The sequence below is a fragment of the Anaerotaenia torta genome, assembly GCF_050433395.1.
GTDB lineage: Bacteria > Bacillota > Clostridia > Lachnospirales > Lachnospiraceae > Mobilitalea > Mobilitalea torta.
Genome location: NZ_JBNPXH010000003.1, coordinates 413,528 through 430,732, shown reverse-complemented (window position 1 = coordinate 430,732; position 17,205 = coordinate 413,528). Strand labels below are relative to the sequence as shown.

At 47.0% G+C, this 17,205-nt stretch carries 15 protein-coding genes and 1 riboswitch; of the genes, 2 read left to right on the top strand and 13 right to left on the bottom strand.

Going from position 1 to position 17,205, the window contains the following annotated elements; translation table 11 throughout:
• Positions 1–94: 94 nt before the first annotated feature.
• Positions 95–1,306 (bottom strand): CAP domain-containing protein, encoded by a 1,212-nt coding sequence (locus HNQ56_RS07865; RefSeq protein ID WP_429144386.1) that lies wholly within the window; start codon positions 1,304–1,306, stop codon positions 95–97.
• Positions 1,307–1,809: 503 nt separating this feature from the next.
• On the opposite strand from HNQ56_RS07865, the gene HNQ56_RS07860 reads away from it, so the two are divergent.
• Positions 1,810–2,133, top strand: a complete 324-nt coding sequence (locus tag HNQ56_RS07860) for an MGMT family protein (RefSeq protein WP_429144384.1) — start codon at positions 1,810–1,812, stop codon at positions 2,131–2,133.
• A 47-nt stretch (positions 2,134–2,180) separates the two neighbouring features.
• Here the strand turns inward: HNQ56_RS07860 and HNQ56_RS07855 are convergent, their stop codons facing one another.
• The 5 genes from HNQ56_RS07855 to HNQ56_RS07835 all read right to left on the bottom strand — a co-directional run bounded on the left by HNQ56_RS07855 (position 2,181) and on the right by HNQ56_RS07835 (position 6,263).
• The gene (locus HNQ56_RS07855; RefSeq protein WP_429144383.1) at positions 2,181–3,314 is read right to left on the bottom strand and encodes a DUF4317 domain-containing protein; all 1,134 of its coding nucleotides are present in this window, start codon (positions 3,312–3,314) and stop codon (positions 2,181–2,183) included.
• Between the two features lie 184 nt (positions 3,315–3,498).
• On the bottom strand, positions 3,499–3,837 hold the full coding sequence (locus tag HNQ56_RS07850) for a P-II family nitrogen regulator (RefSeq protein WP_429144381.1): 339 nt from the start codon (positions 3,835–3,837) through the stop codon (positions 3,499–3,501).
• Positions 3,838–3,854: 17 nt separating this feature from the next.
• On the bottom strand, positions 3,855–4,172 hold the full coding sequence (locus HNQ56_RS07845; protein ID WP_429144380.1) for a hypothetical protein: 318 nt from the start codon (positions 4,170–4,172) through the stop codon (positions 3,855–3,857).
• A gap of 1 nt (position 4,173) precedes the next feature.
• On the bottom strand, positions 4,174–5,811 hold the full coding sequence (locus HNQ56_RS07840; RefSeq protein WP_429144378.1) for a DUF1538 domain-containing protein: 1,638 nt from the start codon (positions 5,809–5,811) through the stop codon (positions 4,174–4,176).
• 125 nt (positions 5,812–5,936) lie between these two features.
• Positions 5,937–6,263, bottom strand: coding sequence for an L-rhamnose mutarotase (locus HNQ56_RS07835; RefSeq protein WP_429144376.1), 327 nt, complete (start codon positions 6,261–6,263; stop codon positions 5,937–5,939).
• A 141-nt stretch (positions 6,264–6,404) separates the two neighbouring features.
• On the opposite strand from HNQ56_RS07835, the gene HNQ56_RS07830 reads away from it, so the two are divergent.
• Positions 6,405–6,752, top strand: coding sequence for an arsenate reductase family protein (locus tag HNQ56_RS07830; RefSeq protein WP_429144374.1), 348 nt, complete (start codon positions 6,405–6,407; stop codon positions 6,750–6,752).
• A 145-nt stretch (positions 6,753–6,897) separates the two neighbouring features.
• Here the strand turns inward: HNQ56_RS07830 and HNQ56_RS07825 are convergent, their stop codons facing one another.
• The 7 genes from HNQ56_RS07825 to HNQ56_RS07795 all read right to left on the bottom strand — a co-directional run bounded on the left by HNQ56_RS07825 (position 6,898) and on the right by HNQ56_RS07795 (position 17,011).
• The gene (locus HNQ56_RS07825; RefSeq protein WP_429144372.1) at positions 6,898–8,295 is read right to left on the bottom strand and encodes an MFS transporter; all 1,398 of its coding nucleotides are present in this window, start codon (positions 8,293–8,295) and stop codon (positions 6,898–6,900) included.
• Between the two features lie 27 nt (positions 8,296–8,322).
• On the bottom strand, positions 8,323–8,979 hold the full coding sequence (locus HNQ56_RS07820) for a hypothetical protein (RefSeq protein WP_429144370.1): 657 nt from the start codon (positions 8,977–8,979) through the stop codon (positions 8,323–8,325).
• Positions 8,972–12,190, bottom strand: a complete 3,219-nt coding sequence (locus tag HNQ56_RS07815; RefSeq protein WP_429144368.1) for an alpha-mannosidase — start codon at positions 12,188–12,190, stop codon at positions 8,972–8,974. Before HNQ56_RS07815 ends, HNQ56_RS07820 begins: the two co-directional genes overlap by 8 nt.
• Before the next feature lie 210 nt (positions 12,191–12,400).
• Positions 12,401–13,660 carry a hypothetical protein gene (locus HNQ56_RS07810; protein ID WP_429144367.1) on the bottom strand — a complete coding sequence of 420 codons (1,260 nt, stop codon included), beginning with the start codon at positions 13,658–13,660 and terminating at the stop codon, positions 12,401–12,403.
• Positions 13,657–14,151, bottom strand: a complete 495-nt coding sequence (locus HNQ56_RS07805; protein ID WP_429144365.1) for an RNA polymerase sigma factor — start codon at positions 14,149–14,151, stop codon at positions 13,657–13,659. Before HNQ56_RS07805 ends, HNQ56_RS07810 begins: the two co-directional genes overlap by 4 nt.
• 365 nt (positions 14,152–14,516) lie before the next feature.
• The gene (locus tag HNQ56_RS07800) at positions 14,517–15,821 is read right to left on the bottom strand and encodes a chloride channel protein (protein ID WP_429144363.1); all 1,305 of its coding nucleotides are present in this window, start codon (positions 15,819–15,821) and stop codon (positions 14,517–14,519) included.
• A 14-nt stretch (positions 15,822–15,835) separates the two neighbouring features.
• Complete coding sequence (locus HNQ56_RS07795) at positions 15,836–17,011, bottom strand: cation:proton antiporter (RefSeq protein WP_429144361.1); 1,176 nt, start codon at positions 17,009–17,011, stop codon at positions 15,836–15,838.
• A 44-nt stretch (positions 17,012–17,055) separates the two neighbouring features.
• Positions 17,056–17,128, bottom strand: a riboswitch (Fluoride riboswitch).
• Positions 17,129–17,205: the final 77 nt, after the last annotated feature.

The window sequence follows — 17,205 nt, the reverse complement described above, 5'->3', positions numbered from 1 at the left end:
AAGATATCTGCCTTCTACTATAAATTGTATTAGAAGACAAGCCGGAATATCCGCCGATTTATGAATTAATCTGAAAGGATTACCGCATGGAGTCTTAATTTGTAAACAGCTGGGACCAATAGATCCGTCCGTTGGCTTTATAAACACCAATTCCAATCTTATTAAAGCTTCCATTCATGATATTGGCTCTGTGTCCTTCGGAATTCATCCAGCCCGTCATTACCTCCTGGGGTGTTTTCTGTCCATATGCAATATTCTCGCCCGCCGTACGGTAAGAAATACCATACTCGCCTAATACTGTGCTGAAACTGGTTCCATTCGGCCTGGTATGGGCAAAGGATTGAACGGTCTCCTGGGCACGCTTATTAGCTGCCGCAGTTAAGGTTGAATTAGTAGTCAAAGCAGATAATCCAGCCTTCGCTCTCTCCTGGTTGACCAGCTTCAGAACCTGGTCCGCATAATCACTAAGTTCAGAAGAGGCAGGAACCGTGGGTGTAGGAGTCGGTGCCGCAGTTGCTGTTGGCTTTGCCGTAGGGGTCGGTGTTGCTGTGGGCTTCGCCGTAGGCTTCGGTGCCACGGTTACCGTGGGTTTTGCCGTAGGCGTGGGTGCCGCAGTAATCGTAGGCTTTGCCGTAGGAACCGGTGTCGCGGTAGGTGTCTGGGAATTATTCTGTTTGATGCGGTCAATAATATCCTGAAGTCCCTTGATACTATTGATATTTACCGATGTAATATTACAGCCGTTCTTTTGCAGTTCGCTTATGATATCCTTTACTGAATTACAGTCAGATAAATCAACGGCCCTGTAGGTCAATGCATTTTTTGCCGTCTCTGCAGCATTTCCTGTTTCTGCGCCCTTTACCTCTTTTGCATCCTCTGCTGCTTCTATGTTTTTAACAGCCTTGGTATTTTTTGATGCTTCTGCCTTTTGGACAGTCTTTGCTTTTTTTACCGTTTTTTTGTTTTTCGATGACTTCGTGCTTTTCGACGACTTTGTGCTTTTTTCCTCTTTCGCACTTTTAACCACTGTTGCACCTTTTACTGCTTTTGTGTCTTTTCCCGCAGCGGCCTGTATCATCTTTCCTTCTCCGCTGTTTGTATTTTGAGCTGCCGCAGTTTTTGCTTCTGCCGCAATGGCGGAAAGACTCTGCTGAATATTTTTGTCCGTAACATTTTGTTCTACTTTTGTAGTATAATCATTTTCCTTGAACTCATCCCTTGGGGAATAAGAATTCTGGTAACTTCCAAATGTGCCCAATAGTGTCAACGCCAGTGTACATGCTGATGTTATAATCAATTTCTTCATTTTTGTACCTCCTTAACGGTATCTATTTGCATGCATTATTCCTTTCCAATGCATACCCTTAGAGTAACACATACGGTATAGGGGTTCAATAGTTAGATATTGGTGTCCGGCTCAAGTCTTACCTGTCTTTTCTCCAGGTATTGGAATATATTATCCTTAAAATGTAATCGGATATTCCAGGTATATCAAGCTCAAAACAATGCAAGAAGCCATTAATCCCGCATAAAACAAGCACTTTATCCGGAATACGTTCCATGCTGTGCTTTCTTTTTCAGGGATTTATTTCTTTCTTTTTCAACCTTGAAATCGTATATTTTATCCTCTCATTTTTTTAATAAGATATTACATGTTTATTAACAAAAAAACACCCGATACTCGTAATCTGCATCGGGCACTCCCTAAAAACCGTACTTATTCTATTTATTTTAATGATTTTACTTGCCTTATAAAAATGATTGCTGTATAGTACAATAAAACAAATTCTTGCAATTGGAGGATATGATATGTACGCATCCGGCTCCGGCTTCTTCGAGGAAGTATACCAGATTGTCAGCAAGATACCCGAAGGCTCGGTCATGACCTATGGCATGATTGCCGCCATCCTTGGCAGGCCCAGGGCTGCCCGGATCGTGGGATATGCTATGCATGACGCTCCCTCCGACCGGATGCTCCCCTGCCACCGTGTTGTAAATAAGGAAGGCCGCCTGTCCCCTGACGATATCTTTGGCGAGGGTGTCCAGCGCAAGCTCCTGGAACAGGAAGGGATTACCTTCCTGGACAACGGCTGCATCGATATGAAGAAGCATCTCATTACATGGCTTCCTTAAATACTTTCTCCGACTTATCCGGAGGCGGTCTGTTTGCATCATCTGTCTCAGCAGGTGGGTTTTACCGTGATGCCATTGACCTCCACCTGGTCTGTGATTTCAATCACCAGGCATCTGCGGCCATCTACCAGCTTGGTCTGAACCAGCTCGGCACACTCCGGATTCACCTTAACCACAACATCCGGCGTCTTCACCTCGAATACCCTTGTATTGACGATATTGGCCGCCATGAAAGCAGTATGTTCTCCCGTCATCTTTTCATAATTCCGGTCAAATTCCTCCAACTGCTCCTCTTCCACCCCGCTTTCGGCAAAGATGTTCTTCACCTCATTTTTATCCAGGGTCAGCGGCTCCGCTATCTCCTTCAGCTTATGCTCCTCCAGAATATCATTTAATTTCTCGTGGATATTGCGAACAATTTCATACTCACATTGCTCTCCCAGGGTTTCCTTAATCAGGGTCTGGAAGGTCTCCTTCTGATCTCCGGCAGACATAGGAACCTCGCAGCCCAGGAGTGCCTGGACAAACTCACTGTGAAGCTCCTCCGAATTCCTGGAATAGTACAGGACACTATGTAAATCAGTACTCCGATCATTGAAGGCCGGGAAGAGAAAGCCGTTATCCGGTACCCCTACCACCCAGTCCTGGATGCGCTTTTGAATCTGGTTTGTCTCTTCATTATAGCTCAGGCCCGGCTTGGACAGCTTCACCGGACAGAGGGAGCAGAGTATGTAACGGTATACCTCCTCGGAGGCGTCCTCCATCATCCGCTTATCCCTGGTTCTGCCGGGCACATCATATGCGGCATAGACCAACAGGATCAGATAATTCCCCACCATATCATAGCTCTGTATCAGCTTTTCATAGAATTCATCCAGAAGTGCCTCATCCTTCAGCTCGCTGTCCCTCAGCTTCAGCAGGAACTCCTGTGTCCCCCCATGGAATTCCGTCTCCAGAGGGAATTCCATATTAATCAGATTCTTGCCGATTGTCCCCGACAGGGTCTTCTTGAAAATCTCAAAGTACTTAAAGGTCTCCTCCTCCGGAAGGCACAGAAAGGATTCCGTAAATTTTGTTTTTACTGTTTTCTCACCGTCCACATAACAGCCGCTCACCTTAGTTATGGAACAATTCTCATGCTTCATCTGCTTTCTGATCTCTAAAATCTCACTGTTGATCATCTTATTCTCTCCTTGTCCTTCTCAATCAAACATTATATTTTATTAGTTTATCATATCGCTGTATTTAATCAAGACCCCGCTTCTCTTATGTTAACAAAAATACTCTGCAGATAAATCGCCTTTTCAAAGGCGCTCTGTCTGCAGAGTATACTTTGTTTTTCTTCAGCCCTTATTTTTTAATGGATCACACTCGTCCATCCGTTGCCTCAGGGTTGTTTATGCCTACCATCTTATCAATAGGCATGGTAAAGCAAATGCCATTCGCTGGTGTTTTAAAGCCGGATTTTGTATTTACAGCCGCTACAATCCGTTCCGCCGTATCAGCATCTACCACGCTCAGAATAATTTCCTTCTCTGTATCGATTGTAATTCCTAAAATCGCTTTATGCATCGCCCCGGTACCGCGGGCATTGATAATCGTCGCTCCTCTTGCACCTGCTTCACGCGCCATCTCCACCACCTCTTCCGCAAAGCCGGCGTTTACAATGATATACAGAGCTTTCAAATTGTTAGCTTTTTCCATTTAAAAGTCCTCCAAATTTAATAAAATAGCTTATCCACAGGTACAGTAAAAGCAATACCGGTATTGGGCTTGCTGAAGTTGAACTTCTTAACCAGCATCTCCAGCACCTCATCGGTTTTCTGAATTGGCAGCAGGCAGGTAATCACCACCTTATTCTCCTCGGGAATCAGCCCAAACACTTCCTGCAGGTAGCTCACCCTGACCGTGCCCTTACCATATATAACATCAATCAATCGCCCGCCCGATACGGACAATTCTTTTAAAAGCGCATCCTTATGCTTCCGTCCGGCTATCAACATCAAAAATTCTATGCTACATGGGACATCCTTTACCACTTCATCTAACCTCCGTGATTACATTCTGATCACCGATTTCGCTATCGGTTTGACCATCTTCTTCGGCCTCTTCCGCACGAGCGGTAAAGGAAGCCAGTTCCTCAAATTCTGCAAACTCCGTCTCCTCCATAAGTTTCTGTTCTTTTCTGAGACGTATGTCATAGATAATGCCTAAAGCCTGCACCGCGATCAAGGGTGTAACTGAAATAAATGCTATAATTCCAAAACCGTTTGTTAAAACTGACTGAACCTTCACCCCCGGTCCCCGACCCACCGCAGCGGCTACCGCCTGGGCCGTCCCCAAGGTAAGAGGCGTTAAAAATGCGGAAGTCAGCGCTCCGCCCGACACACCTCCTGAATCAAATGCCAATCCCACAAAAAGCTTGGAGGTGAATTTCATCATAATCAATGCAACAGCATAGAGAGGTACCAGGAACCAGAGAATATTTATCTGGGTTAATATCTTCACCATGGAAATCAATGCCGCAAAGCCGATGCCGATTGCAAGGGTCAGACGGATTGTCATCTTCTTAATATGACCGTTGGTTATTTCCTCCAGCTGCTCGCCCAGCACCGTTACCGCCGGTTCTGATAAGGTTATGGCAGCTCCCAGTATAAATCCTACCACAAGCAGTATCCATTTAAACCAGCCGGGACGCGCCGCATCCAGGAATGCCTCGCCGATATATTTTCCGGCAAAGGCGAAGCCGAAATCAATTCCCGACAGGAAGATGAGCAAACCGATATAAACACCGATGGAACCCAGTAAAATGTTGATAAATTCCCTCCTGGGAAGCTTGATCAAAAAGAACTGAAACGGCAGGAATACAATAATAACCGGTATCAGCGCCAATGCAACACTTCCGAGATTGGTTATTACAATTGCTGCCAGACCCTCCGCTGCTCCCGGATCATAGACACCGGCGGGAGGGATTGTACCTCCGTTGACCGCCTTTAAAATAATTGCATAAATGAACAATGCCAAAATGGGGCCTACGGATGCCAGTCCAATAATTCCGAAGGTATCATCATTGGTCTTATGCTTCGACATGGTGCCTGAGACACCCATGCCAAGAGCCAGGATAAAAGGTACGGAAACATCACCCGTAGTTGCTCCGCTGCCATCGAAAGCCAATGCAATAAATTCTTCCGGAACAAAAATGATCATAAGGAAGATTAAAATATAAAGTACGGCAAAAACAATCTTGATATTCAGGTCCTTCATGATCCGAAACAGAGCGAACCCTACCAGCACGCCTATTCCCGTACCCATAATCCATATAAAAAGCAATTCATTAACTACCGGCATGATCATATGTGTCTGCCTGGCCAATACCGCCAGAGCCGGTTCCGCGACTGTTGCCAGGAGGCCGAAGACAAGCCCGAAGAAGATAATGAAAATAGCTTTCTTCAGCTTTATTAACGAGCTTCCCACCAGTTTTCCAATGGGCAGAATACTGATATTAAGCCCCTCCAGGAACAGCGCCTGCCCAATTACCACGCCTGCATATCCCACCACCAGCTTTACATAATCCCCCGTGTTGTCCATAGGCGCTACAAAACCGCAGACAATTATGATAATTGCTGCGAGGGGCAGTGATGAAAATAAAGTTTCTTTCAATGTGTTTAAAAATCTCATGAGCCATTATATTATAAATACCGAAGTATTTCAACTCCTTTTTTTATTCGGTCCAAACCGTCAGCATCTCTGTAAAATCCCCTTATTTCAAAGCCTGTTTACATAATCCGCAGAGATAAAACAGATTATTTCAGATAAAAGACTTCCTGCATAAACTGAATGGGTTCTGCTTCGTTAAAGTCGAAGGAACCTTCCACCATCTTGGAGGTAATCGCATTCCATCGGTTGCAAGCTTCACTTTTGGCAATATACTCGTTGGCTGCCTTTACATCATCGCATTCAAAGCAATAGAAAAATTGATTCCCGTTCTGGAAGATGGAATAATTACGGTATCCCGCCTTCGTATGCTCCTCCATGATCTCCGGCCACGGGTCAAGGTGCATCTTAACGTATTCCTCCAGACACTCCTCCTTGACCTTCCAGGTCCAGGCATATTTGTTACTGTGTTCCATATTCATATTCCTCCTGCTTTCATAGTATTTGCGATACCTTAAAGAATTATATGATAAATGAAAGGATATCCGTATGATGTAAAAATAAAAAGAATGTGATATAATGAAAGCTACCCATCAATAAACCAAGGAGGCTTCATCATGCTGTTTGTCTGTTACCCCAAATGCACCACCTGTCAGAAAGCACAAAAATGGCTGAATGACAATATGCTTTCCCATGAGACCCGTGATATAAAATCCGACCATCCCACTTATGAGGAGTTAAAAGACTGGTTCCATAAAAGCGGGCTGCCGCTGAAAAGCTTTTTCAATACCAGCGGACTTTTATATAAATCCCTGGAATTAAAGAGCAAGCTTCCGGCCATGAGCGAAGAAGAACAGCTTCGTCTCCTTGCCACCGACGGAATGCTGGTAAAACGCCCGATTTTAGTAGGGGATGATTTTGTTTTAGTTGGATTCAAGCAACCGGAATGGGAAGCCAGGAAATAACTTAACTCGTCCCCGGCGGCTTCAATATGATAGCTTCTTCGTCTATCACCATCGCAGCCCCTGGGGACTATGTTTTAATTGTACTATAAATTCAGAAAAATACAACCCAAAAACAGAAAAGTTTATTTTTGTTTAATAATTATGCCTACTGTTCTTCTCCGGCCACTGCACGTCTTTGGGTGAGCTCCTCTCTGATTTTCTTCAGCTTTTCCCCGCTTAAATCATAGAAAAGGAAGGGAACCACGGAGAGCAGATTGGTTACAGCCGGAATGATGGTCATCATCATAAAGATACCCTTCTGTGTAAATTCGCTCTGCATATACATATCTGTTCTTCCCGGAATTAAGGCTCCTGTTCCTGCCGCCGCAAAGCCGATGGCCACCAGAATCAGGGACATGGTAAAATCCTTAAAACCGCTTGCAATCTTACTTCTTAAGGACATAAGGGCAAAGGAAATGCCCTCCTGCCTCTGGCCCGTCTTCCATTCCATATAGTCAATGGTATCGGCACACATTAAGGTAGGAATTACATTCAGGATACCGACGGGCATCATGGCAATGCAGAGCAGCGTGGCCAGTATTGCGGCATTCATGGTAAACTGCCCCACCACAAACATAACTGCAAGTCCGGCGGAATGGAACAGGGTGGCACCGATAAACAAGGTCTTGGCTTCAAACCTCCGCTTTAAAGCCGGTGATATGATCATACCAATCAGAGAAGAGATTGAGCCGGGAAGCGCAAAGAATACTTGCATGGACGGCTGGAGATAAACATAGCTGACAAAGTAAACCACACTTGCCGATACAATATTTCGGAAAAAGGACAGAAAGTTCCCGCCGACCAGCAATAATAAAGGCTTATTAATAAACAGATATTTGAACGCATCCCGGATTCTGGGCTTTTCGATTGACGGAGGGATCTTCTCCTTCAGCCGGAGCCCGCCGCTGATCACAAAGACAGGGGTAATCAGGCCTGCCACGATTGCCGTCCCCGCATATACGGCTGCCGCCGATTTGGTTATAAGAAAGGCTGCCGCCACCAGAATAGTGGATATCTCTCCGCCGATTGACCCGCTGACTCTGCCTACTGAAATGATTCTTGTTCTTTCGTTTAGATTAGGAGAAGCGATGGCGCTGATCCCCGCCATGGGAACATCAACCATGGTGGAAAAGGCTTCCCATATAAAGAATGTGATAAACATATAGATAACCTTAAGGTTCTCACTGAGACTCCAGGGAATGAACAGGCTTATGGTAATCAAGGAAAAGGGAATGGAACCGAAGATCAGATACGGGCGCATCTTCCCCCATTTACTTCTGGTCCGGTCAATGATGGTGCCCATAATAGGATCATTGACGCCATCCCATATTTTTATTATAAGGAATACCGTTCCGACAACCGCAGGGTTAATCTTGAACACCGTCGTATAGAATATGAACAGATACCCCTGGACTAAGCCAAACATAATACTCTGGCATAAATTTGCCACGGAATAGGATACATAATCCTTCGCTTTAAGATACTTAGTTTCTGCCGTTTTCAAATCAAATTCCCTCCTTTTAAACGATGGTTAATCGATGCGGGAAAGCTCTTTTTTTATTTTTACCGGAATCAGACTGCGAAGCGCTTCCCAGGTACTGAATAGACTGTTGTCCAGCGGACGGTATTCAAACTGCAACGTAGGCTCAAAGGCATACTTTTTCTTTATATACTGCTCCACCTGCTTCTGGCGGTGATGATCCGTAGAATAGTGCTCCTTAAACAGATCCATGACCAGCAACCCTTCCGAGCCCGCCAGGAGATTGCAGCATAAATACCAGTCCGGCAACAGCCGGAACAGATTCCCGTCGGGCATAAAAGCGTGCTTGCCGGGCTGGCAATAGATCTGCAGATGTGTTCCATCCTTAATGATCTCCTTGCCCAGTGACATTGATTTGAGATAAAAGCCGTGGAAGCTTGCCTCGGCATCACATATGCCGCCGTCGGAATCCACATAGATCCATATGTGCTCCAGGTCATACATATGCTGAATATCATAATCAAAATAAACTGCATATTCGATGACAAAGGCCGCCTCGACAGGCTCCAGATACAGTTCTCTCCGGAAGGACCGGCTGGCCCCCGACTGGCGGAATACACTGCAGCCTATTCCATTCACCGCGAAGGGCTCCAATTTGTCAAACATGATATAGGGGCTGTACCGCAGCGCAAGCTCTAAATCACTCATTCCTCTTTCCCTCCTTTGCTCCCGCTTTGATGCGGATTGTTTTAATTTCAAAAGGCCTGAAGTGAAGCTCAATTCCTTTTTCTGATTCCTCCAGCCGTTCCCGGATGTTCTCCAGCATGTCCGTTTCATAAGCAGCGGTAATCCCCAGCTCTGTCTTTAATACACAGCTTGTTGTGGCGTTCTGGGCCTCGTATAAACGCAAAATGATATCTCCCGAGCCATCCTCCGCTTTCTTTACCGTCTCCAGAATTACATTACAGCAGGTAAAGCCCCAGGATTTCTTCTCTTCCCCTTTGTTAACCGCCTCCAGGGAGAAGAAGCTTCTGCTTCCGGCATCCCCTGTCTTTGTCAGAACCGGGTAATTCAATTCATAGCCGCTCCGGGTAACTCCGCTGTCCGCAAAGGTGCCGTTATAGACATAGAGGGAGTAGGTGAATTCCTGTAAGCCCTTATCCGCATACATGTCGGGGATCACCGGCGCCTTAAGCAGCGTCAGGTTGATGCTGCCGCCATCCACGCTCACACCATATTTACAGTCATTCAGGACGGCAACGCCGTGATTTGCTTCCGCCAAAGCAGTATAACGGTGCTGGCTTACTTCAAAACGATCCGCATCATATTTCCGTGATTTATGATTCGGCCGTTTTATATAGCCGAACTGGATCTCATGAATCGCTTCCTCTGTATGCACATGAACCGGGAATTCCACCTTAAGAAGCTTGTGCTGCTCCCTCCAGTCAATCTCTGTCTTAAAATCAATCCTGCGGCTTCCGTGACCGAGGCTTATGATCTGACTCATCTGTGAATCGTTGAGCATTCTGCTGATTCTTACCCCTGCGGTCAGATATCCGCCGAACGCATCCGCAGCCGCGCCTTCCGGCAGCCTGCCGAAGATAATCTCTGTCTCCGCCTCCGGTACAAGGTCAACGGGCAGGGACTCATACATGGAGCCCAGCTCCCAGGCATCGTACTCAATATTGACATCCTTGTACATTTTGAAATTATTGCAAAGCCCCCGGGCAAGCTGCAGGCCTGTCTCCTTGTCCGTGACCTCTTCGATCTGTCCCGTTTTATTGATTTTAATTCTGAGGCATCCATTCTCAAGAAGTATGAAATTCCCCACAGAATAAGCAAAACTGCCCATATTAGGGAACGCGGCTGTCTCTTCATTTTCCCGGACATAGACTGTAGTAAAGCCACAAGCCGGAACCTGCACGCTTGTATAGGCCGCTTCACCGATTACCTGCACCGGAAGGGTGTTCCCTTCTATATCAACGGCCCCTCTGCTGCCCAAGGGCAGTCTGACCAGTGCATTCCGGGTCCAGGAAAGTGAGTTGAAGACAGAGAGTGCGTTTATCCCTTCCTTTCCGGTGATGTGGCTTTCCTCAAGAATATGGCCCAATGCCTGATCTATAAGCTCATGGGCTCCCGAACATACCTCCTCAAAATCCCTCTTCGCTTCCTCGTTCACACGGGTAATGGAGGTTCCGGCAAGTATGTCATGGAACTGATTAAACAGCAGCTTCTTCCAAAGCTCTGTAAGCCGCCGCTGCGGATATTCTGCTCCCCGGTTTATTCCCGCGATCACAGACCACAGCTCGGCATCGTGAAGGTCAACTTCCGATTTCCTGCATCCTTTTTTTAAGAATGCCAGGGAGGTATAGGTTCCCCTGTGCCATTGCAGATACAACTCCCCTACGTATTTGTTCTTCGGCAATCCCTTCTTCTCGATGGCTTCAAAGAAATCAATGGGACTCTCCAGCTTCGTCCGGGGAACACCCTCAAGATTCTTAACCCTTCTCGCCAGCTCATAGATATCTCTTGTCGGGCCTCCGCCTCCGTCACCGTAACCAAAGGGGAACAGAAAGGTCTCAATATCCTCCTTCTGATTCCGGTCCACATTCCAGCGCCGTACAAGAACCTCCGGGTCAATGGCAGAATTATTCTCCATAAACAGATGGGACAGGGTCTGGCTTCCGTCAATCCCCTCCCACATGAAAATATTATAGGGGAAGGGATCTCTTTCCGGGTGGCAGCGGAGTAATTTCTGGGTCGCAAAGTACGGAATACCGCAGCCCTTCATTATTTGCGGAAGCGCGGCGGTAAAGCCAAAGGTATCCGGCAGCCATGCCATTCTGGAATCATACCCGCATTCTTCCTTATACCACTGCTTCCCAAGGACAAGCTGCCGGATCAGACTCTCCCCGCTGGGAATGTTGGTATCGCTCTCCACATAAAAACCGCCTTCCGGCATAATCTGCCCGTTCTTTATCTTCTCCTTTATCCTTGAATAAAGCTCGGGATAGTAATCACGGATATTCTCCAGGATAGGAACCTGGCAAATCATGAATCTATATTCGGGGTATTCCTCCATCAGAGCCAGCTGCGACGACATAGTACGGGCACACTTCCTCTTGGTTTCCTCATAGGGCCATTTCCAAGCAAGATCAAGATGGGACTGGCCGAAAACCGTGAATTCAGGTGCGGTTGAACCATTGACGCAAGAGAGCAGGGGCTCCAGCAGCTCTTTCGTCTTTATGTAACCTTCCATCCTTTTTTCCAATGGCTGCTCAAAATCAACCAGATAAGTAAACTGTTTCAAGCCTTCAAAAACCTTCTGGGCTCTCAATGAATTCTCATCCAGGACGTTCAGAAGCTTATTCAGGGTGTATGCATCCAATCCAGCCTGGTATGCTTCCTCATTCCATATGGCAATCACGGTATGATTTACCTTGACCTGCTTTTCCGGCGGCTCCGGGACCGGGACACTGTCAGGGAAATAGGGACCTCCGTTTTCCAGCCTCGGGCCATGGCCCGCATAGCTTTCCATCAGGATATCATAGCTCTCCTTTGCCTTTGCCGATCTTGTAAGGGTCACATAATTATGCTCCAGATCCTTCGATCCGGCCAGCCTGCCGTTGACCCAGACCAGCGTCTCTCCACCCATGTCCGGCGAGAATATGATTCTCTTTCCTTCGGCAAACTCCGGAAGCTCGATCCTGGTTTTAAACCAGCCGTATTCCCACTTCCTGCCCCAGGAGGTTCCCGCAGGCATGGGAATGAATTCCTGTACCAATGCCTCTTCCGGAGAAAGCATTTCCATGGTAGTAAATCCGCTGCATTGCACTTCACCGATGGGAATATAAAAGTCCTTTTGTATCTCCTGAATCCAGATATCCAGACGGTTTCTCCACTCTCTGCTTAATTTCATAAGATTCTTCGCCCCCTTATAAAATAATAATCGTGTACCAGCTTCTTATCTTCATTGTAGCAATGTACTAGGGATATAACTATGCATTTTTTGCTTATCTCAATAAATATATTGTATTTATTGCTTTCATTAATTTGGCAAAATGAAAGGTGCCTTGCACTGGCTTTTCCGTCAGTCAAGGCACCTTTTCCTTAATCCTTTGTCACCGTATCATTCCTGGTAAGTTTTTAAAAACTCCGTCACCCGGGCCGCCAGCGCAGCAATCTCTTCTGCTGTATATCCTTCATACTCTGCAAATGGATTGCGTTCACCCTCAGGCTTCTGTATCCTGCCGTCCTCTCCAACCCTTGCCATCATATTCAGGCTGATATAATGCTTCTCATCATAATGATCCACAAATACCAGGTAACGATCACCAATGCTTAAGGGCAGCTCTTCATCCGCATAGGACCGCAGGGAAAGCTCACCGTCAAGCTCGCCGCCGCTTAAAGCACGTTCCACATGGGCGGTATATGCAACCTCCGCATAGCCGAATTCATTCTCCTCTTCCCTGCCCTCCGACAGAACCGTGACCTCAAGCAACTGCCGTCCGCGCATCACCATTCCAAATTCCGATGCGGCAAGCATCCCGTCCTCATCCTGTGTGATACGGATAATTTCTTCCGTAACCGACTGATACCCTTCCCCGTCGAAACGGTTAAAATCAGCATGATCCGAATGGGACCAGATCCGTCCCTCCTCATCAATCTCAAACAGCAGATCCAGATCACCCACCAAATAATATACTTCCTGATATTTCGTCAGGGGAAGAAGATATACTCCGTCTTTGCGCAGGAGATTCGTTGCCTCATCACCGGTACAGCCCCCATACAAATATTGATTTAAGCTCATTGTTTCAGGAACAGCCTGGCCCCATACGGTCTCCAAAACCTTCACCTCGGACCGCTGCCCCTCGCTCCTGTAGTTGTCGGATGCCGGAACCGGCTGGGTATCCGTTACCCTGATAATCACAATGCTTTCTGTATGAGCCTCAAAAACATGAAGAAAGTTCCAAAAAACTATCCTGTCCATGTCCGCCTGTCCTTCCATCTCGGACAGCTTAAAATTATCCACCGGAAGTCCCTTGATTTCATCGGATAAATCAGCATTGTCCGCTGTCTGGGTTCCTGTCCCCTCCGGCTTGCTTCCTTCCGGCAGGGTTGGCACGGTTACTTCTGATCCCGGCTGCTGGTCGGGCTGACCCACATGCTCATACTCATACTCCTTCCAGTCGAACAAATCCGGCAGCCTCATCCGCTGAAAGAGAAATATTCCTGCCAGTAGGACAAGACATGCTGCTCCCGCCAGCGGCTTCCAATGCACCGCCCTACGTCTGCCCGTCTGGGCAAGGATGCCTTTCCATATGCGTTCCTCTGCCTCTCTGTCCGGCTCCGCTTTATTCCAGGAATCGATAATTCGGTTATCTTTCATTGAAAATCACTCCTTAATTCTTCTCGAAGGACGCTGCGCGCCTCACTTAAATGGTTACGAACTGTCGACTGAGGTTTATGAAGAAGCTCTGCTATCTCTACGCTAGTGTAGCCTTCATAATAATACAGATATACCACTGTCTTATATTTATCCGGCAATTTCATAATTACCTTCAGCGTATCGTCCGCTTCAATACCCCCGCTGCTGCAGAGGGCTTCATAATCCTCCAGATTCTCTCTCTTGCGCCACCATGCCTTAAGAACATCCTTGCATACATTGGATGCCGTTCTGATCAGCCAAGCCTTTTCATGCTCCTCACTCTCAAAGGCCGCACCGGACCGGATCATCCTCACAAAGGTATCCTGAACCGCATCCTCCGTATCAGCCTGATTCTTCATGTAAGCAAAGCAGACACGGTACACTGTTCTCATATGGCGCAGATATAGTTCCTCAATCTCTTTGTCCGTACGCAACAAAGATTTCGTCTTCATATTGCCTCCTCATATATCCTGCGGTAATCCGCTTTTTCTCCTGTTTCCGCAACTACTATACGCTATCAGCAGCGTATGCCTTACCCGCAGGACATCATAATTGCATCTTCAAGGGATTCATAGCTATGAATTCTCTTTCAATAATAATACGATTGAGTGACGGGAACTGTCGGAGTAATTTCTACAATTTTTATTTATTCTTATTCGCCAAACTAAATTCCTGTTATGACTGTTACTTTGCAAATCCCTTTCTTGAATTTAACCCGGCGAACTTCTGATGTATCCTTTATCCTGTTTGGCAAAGCAAATTCCCCTTATTGCTGGTGGAACGTTACTGTGGCAAATTCTTTTCTTGAATTTATTTTCTATTTATCGGAACGAACCTTATTCCGTCTGTCTCTCTGCGGCAAATCCAGAATACTCTTGTTGCCTACCGCCTCCAGTGTCTGCCCCACATGTTCCTGGTGGCGGCGGAATTTGCTGATATGGATCAATTGGGACCCATAGATGCCATTATGCCCCGAGACATAATAGCTGATCAGTGCAGCCGCCACATAATAAGGCAAGGCACCGGCACCGAACAATTCTATTCCAAGCATAACGGTGGTCAAGGGAGTGTTGGCAGCACAGCCAAACACCGCAATCATCCCTAAGGCGGCAAGAAGGGAAGGTTCAACATGAGCTGTCTGTCCGATCCATCCCCCAAGGGCAGCCCCTATATCAAAAAGAGGAGTCACCTCTCCGCCCTGGAAGCCTGCGCCCAGGGATAATACTGTCATAACGAACTTCAGAGCCGGGTCGAGAAAATGAGTCTCACCGCGGAAGCCGGCGCTTATCATCCACGTGCTTAACCCGTCATACTTAACCGCACCAAGGGAAAGCATTGCGGCCAGTACAATCAGACTTCCCGCCAACGCTCGCAAAACATGGTTTTTTATCATTTTACCATATAAACCTTTTAGTTTATGGACCGATACCGCAAACAGCCTTCCCGCAAGACCAAAGGCACAGGAGGCCGCCGCAATAATTAAGATATTATAGGCCCCTGCTGCCGGCACGGCCTGTATTTCATATACGGCGTGAGAGGCTCCCAAAAGATGAGTAACATAATTAGCGGTAAAGGAAGTGATAAAACAGGGAAGCAGCGCTTCATAGCTGAGCTTTCCGATGAAGCACATCTCCATTCCGAAGAAAGCTCCGGCCAAGGGTGTGCCGAACACGGAGCCAAAGCCCGCGCTGATGCCCGACATGATAAATACCGGTTTTATTTTGTCCTCCAGCTTAAGGGCCTGTCCGATTTTATTGGCCAGCGTTCCGCCGATCTGCACGGCGGTGCCTTCCCGCCCCACCGATCCCCCGGTGAGATGGGTCAGTATGGTGAAGGTAAACGTAAAGAATGCCATTCTAAAGGGAACCTGGGCTCCCTTATGCACGCTGTCAATGATTAAGTTGTTTCCTCTCTGTGCGTTTTTTCCGAACCTATGGTATACAGCCGCCGTCAATATGCCCACTGCCGGAAGCAACGCTATGAGGAGCAGATGATGCTCCCGGGCGGAGGTCACCCATTCCAGCATTGCTAAAAACGCCGCCGATACGCTGCCCGTCAAAACCCCCAGAACCAGCGTTGATAGCAGCAATATCCATAAATTCTTCTGTCTTGTTATTCCCATGATGTTCCGGCCTCTTATTTTTGTAATAATTTTCTATAGGTTAAATCAATTCCTATGGCGCCAAGGGGGGCTGTAAATATAATCGATAATACGGCAATGCTGAGAATCGTATTGCCTGCCGCGACACCGGCCGCCAAGGGTATCGCCCCCACCGCCGCCTGCACGGTAGCCTTGGGCATATAAGCTATATTGCAGAAAAGTGCTTCCTTCCAGGTGAGCCCGGATTTTATAAGACTTACAAAAACACCGGCCGCTCTGAACAGCAGCGCTCCGAATATTACCAGGATGGCAGCGATACCGGCCCCGTAAGCATACCGAATATCCACAGCCGCGCCCACCAGCACAAATAATACCAGCTCTGCCGCAACCCAGACCTTTGAGAATTTCCCCGATATTCTTTTGGCGAGGATATCATAGGTTTTCAAGATCGCTCCGCCCAGGGCCATGACCGCCAGGAGGCCCGAGAAGGGAAACAGGGCCGAAATATGTTCTTCAAAGCCCACCAGCAGGAAGGATATCCCCAGAATAATTAATATTTTAACCGTATCCCGCATGTGTATTCTTTTAAATATCTGTACCAGTAGAATACCGACTCCAATCCCCACGGCCAGGCCCGTAAGAATGGAAAGCGGTATATTTAATACCGTTAGAAAATTGATCCTTCCCCCCTTATATACGTCAATGAATGCGGTAAACAGTACAATACAATAGATATCGTCAGCGGAAGCCCCTGCCATAATCAGCTGGGGAATGCTTTTTTGCTTCCCGTACCCATCCTCCATCAGGGTAATCATTTTAGGTACAATAACTGCTGGTGAGACCGCCCCCAGCATGGCTCCCATGATTGCCGCTTCCACCACAGTCACTCCCAGCAACGGCGGAGCCAGTAATACGGCGCCTATAATCTCAAAGGTGGCCGGGATAAAACACATAAGTATGGCTGGTCTCCCCACCCTTTTCAAATCATTAATATCAAGGGATAGCCCCGCCCGCACCAAGATGACAATAAGGGCGATTTCCCTTAAATCAGCTGAAATATCCAGAATATTAGGATCAATCAGATCCAGGGCATAAGGGCCGAGCAAGATACCCGTAATAAGCATACCTAATAATCCTGGCAGACGCAATTTCTGAAAAATACCGCTGAGGGCAAACCCGCACACCAAAATAAGAGCCAAACTAATCAACATAAAATATCCTCCCTTGCTAAACAAAAAAAAGCTGACAGCTTCCGCTAAGTGCAGAAGTCATCAGCATGAAATGCGTTTCGGCTCGCGCCATGGGAGAACCTCATTCCCATTACGATATTTATACTATATTCTCCTCTTCCTGTCAAGCTGCAACAGCTAATTTCATGCAACTGCTCCAGGTTCATTGATTTCTT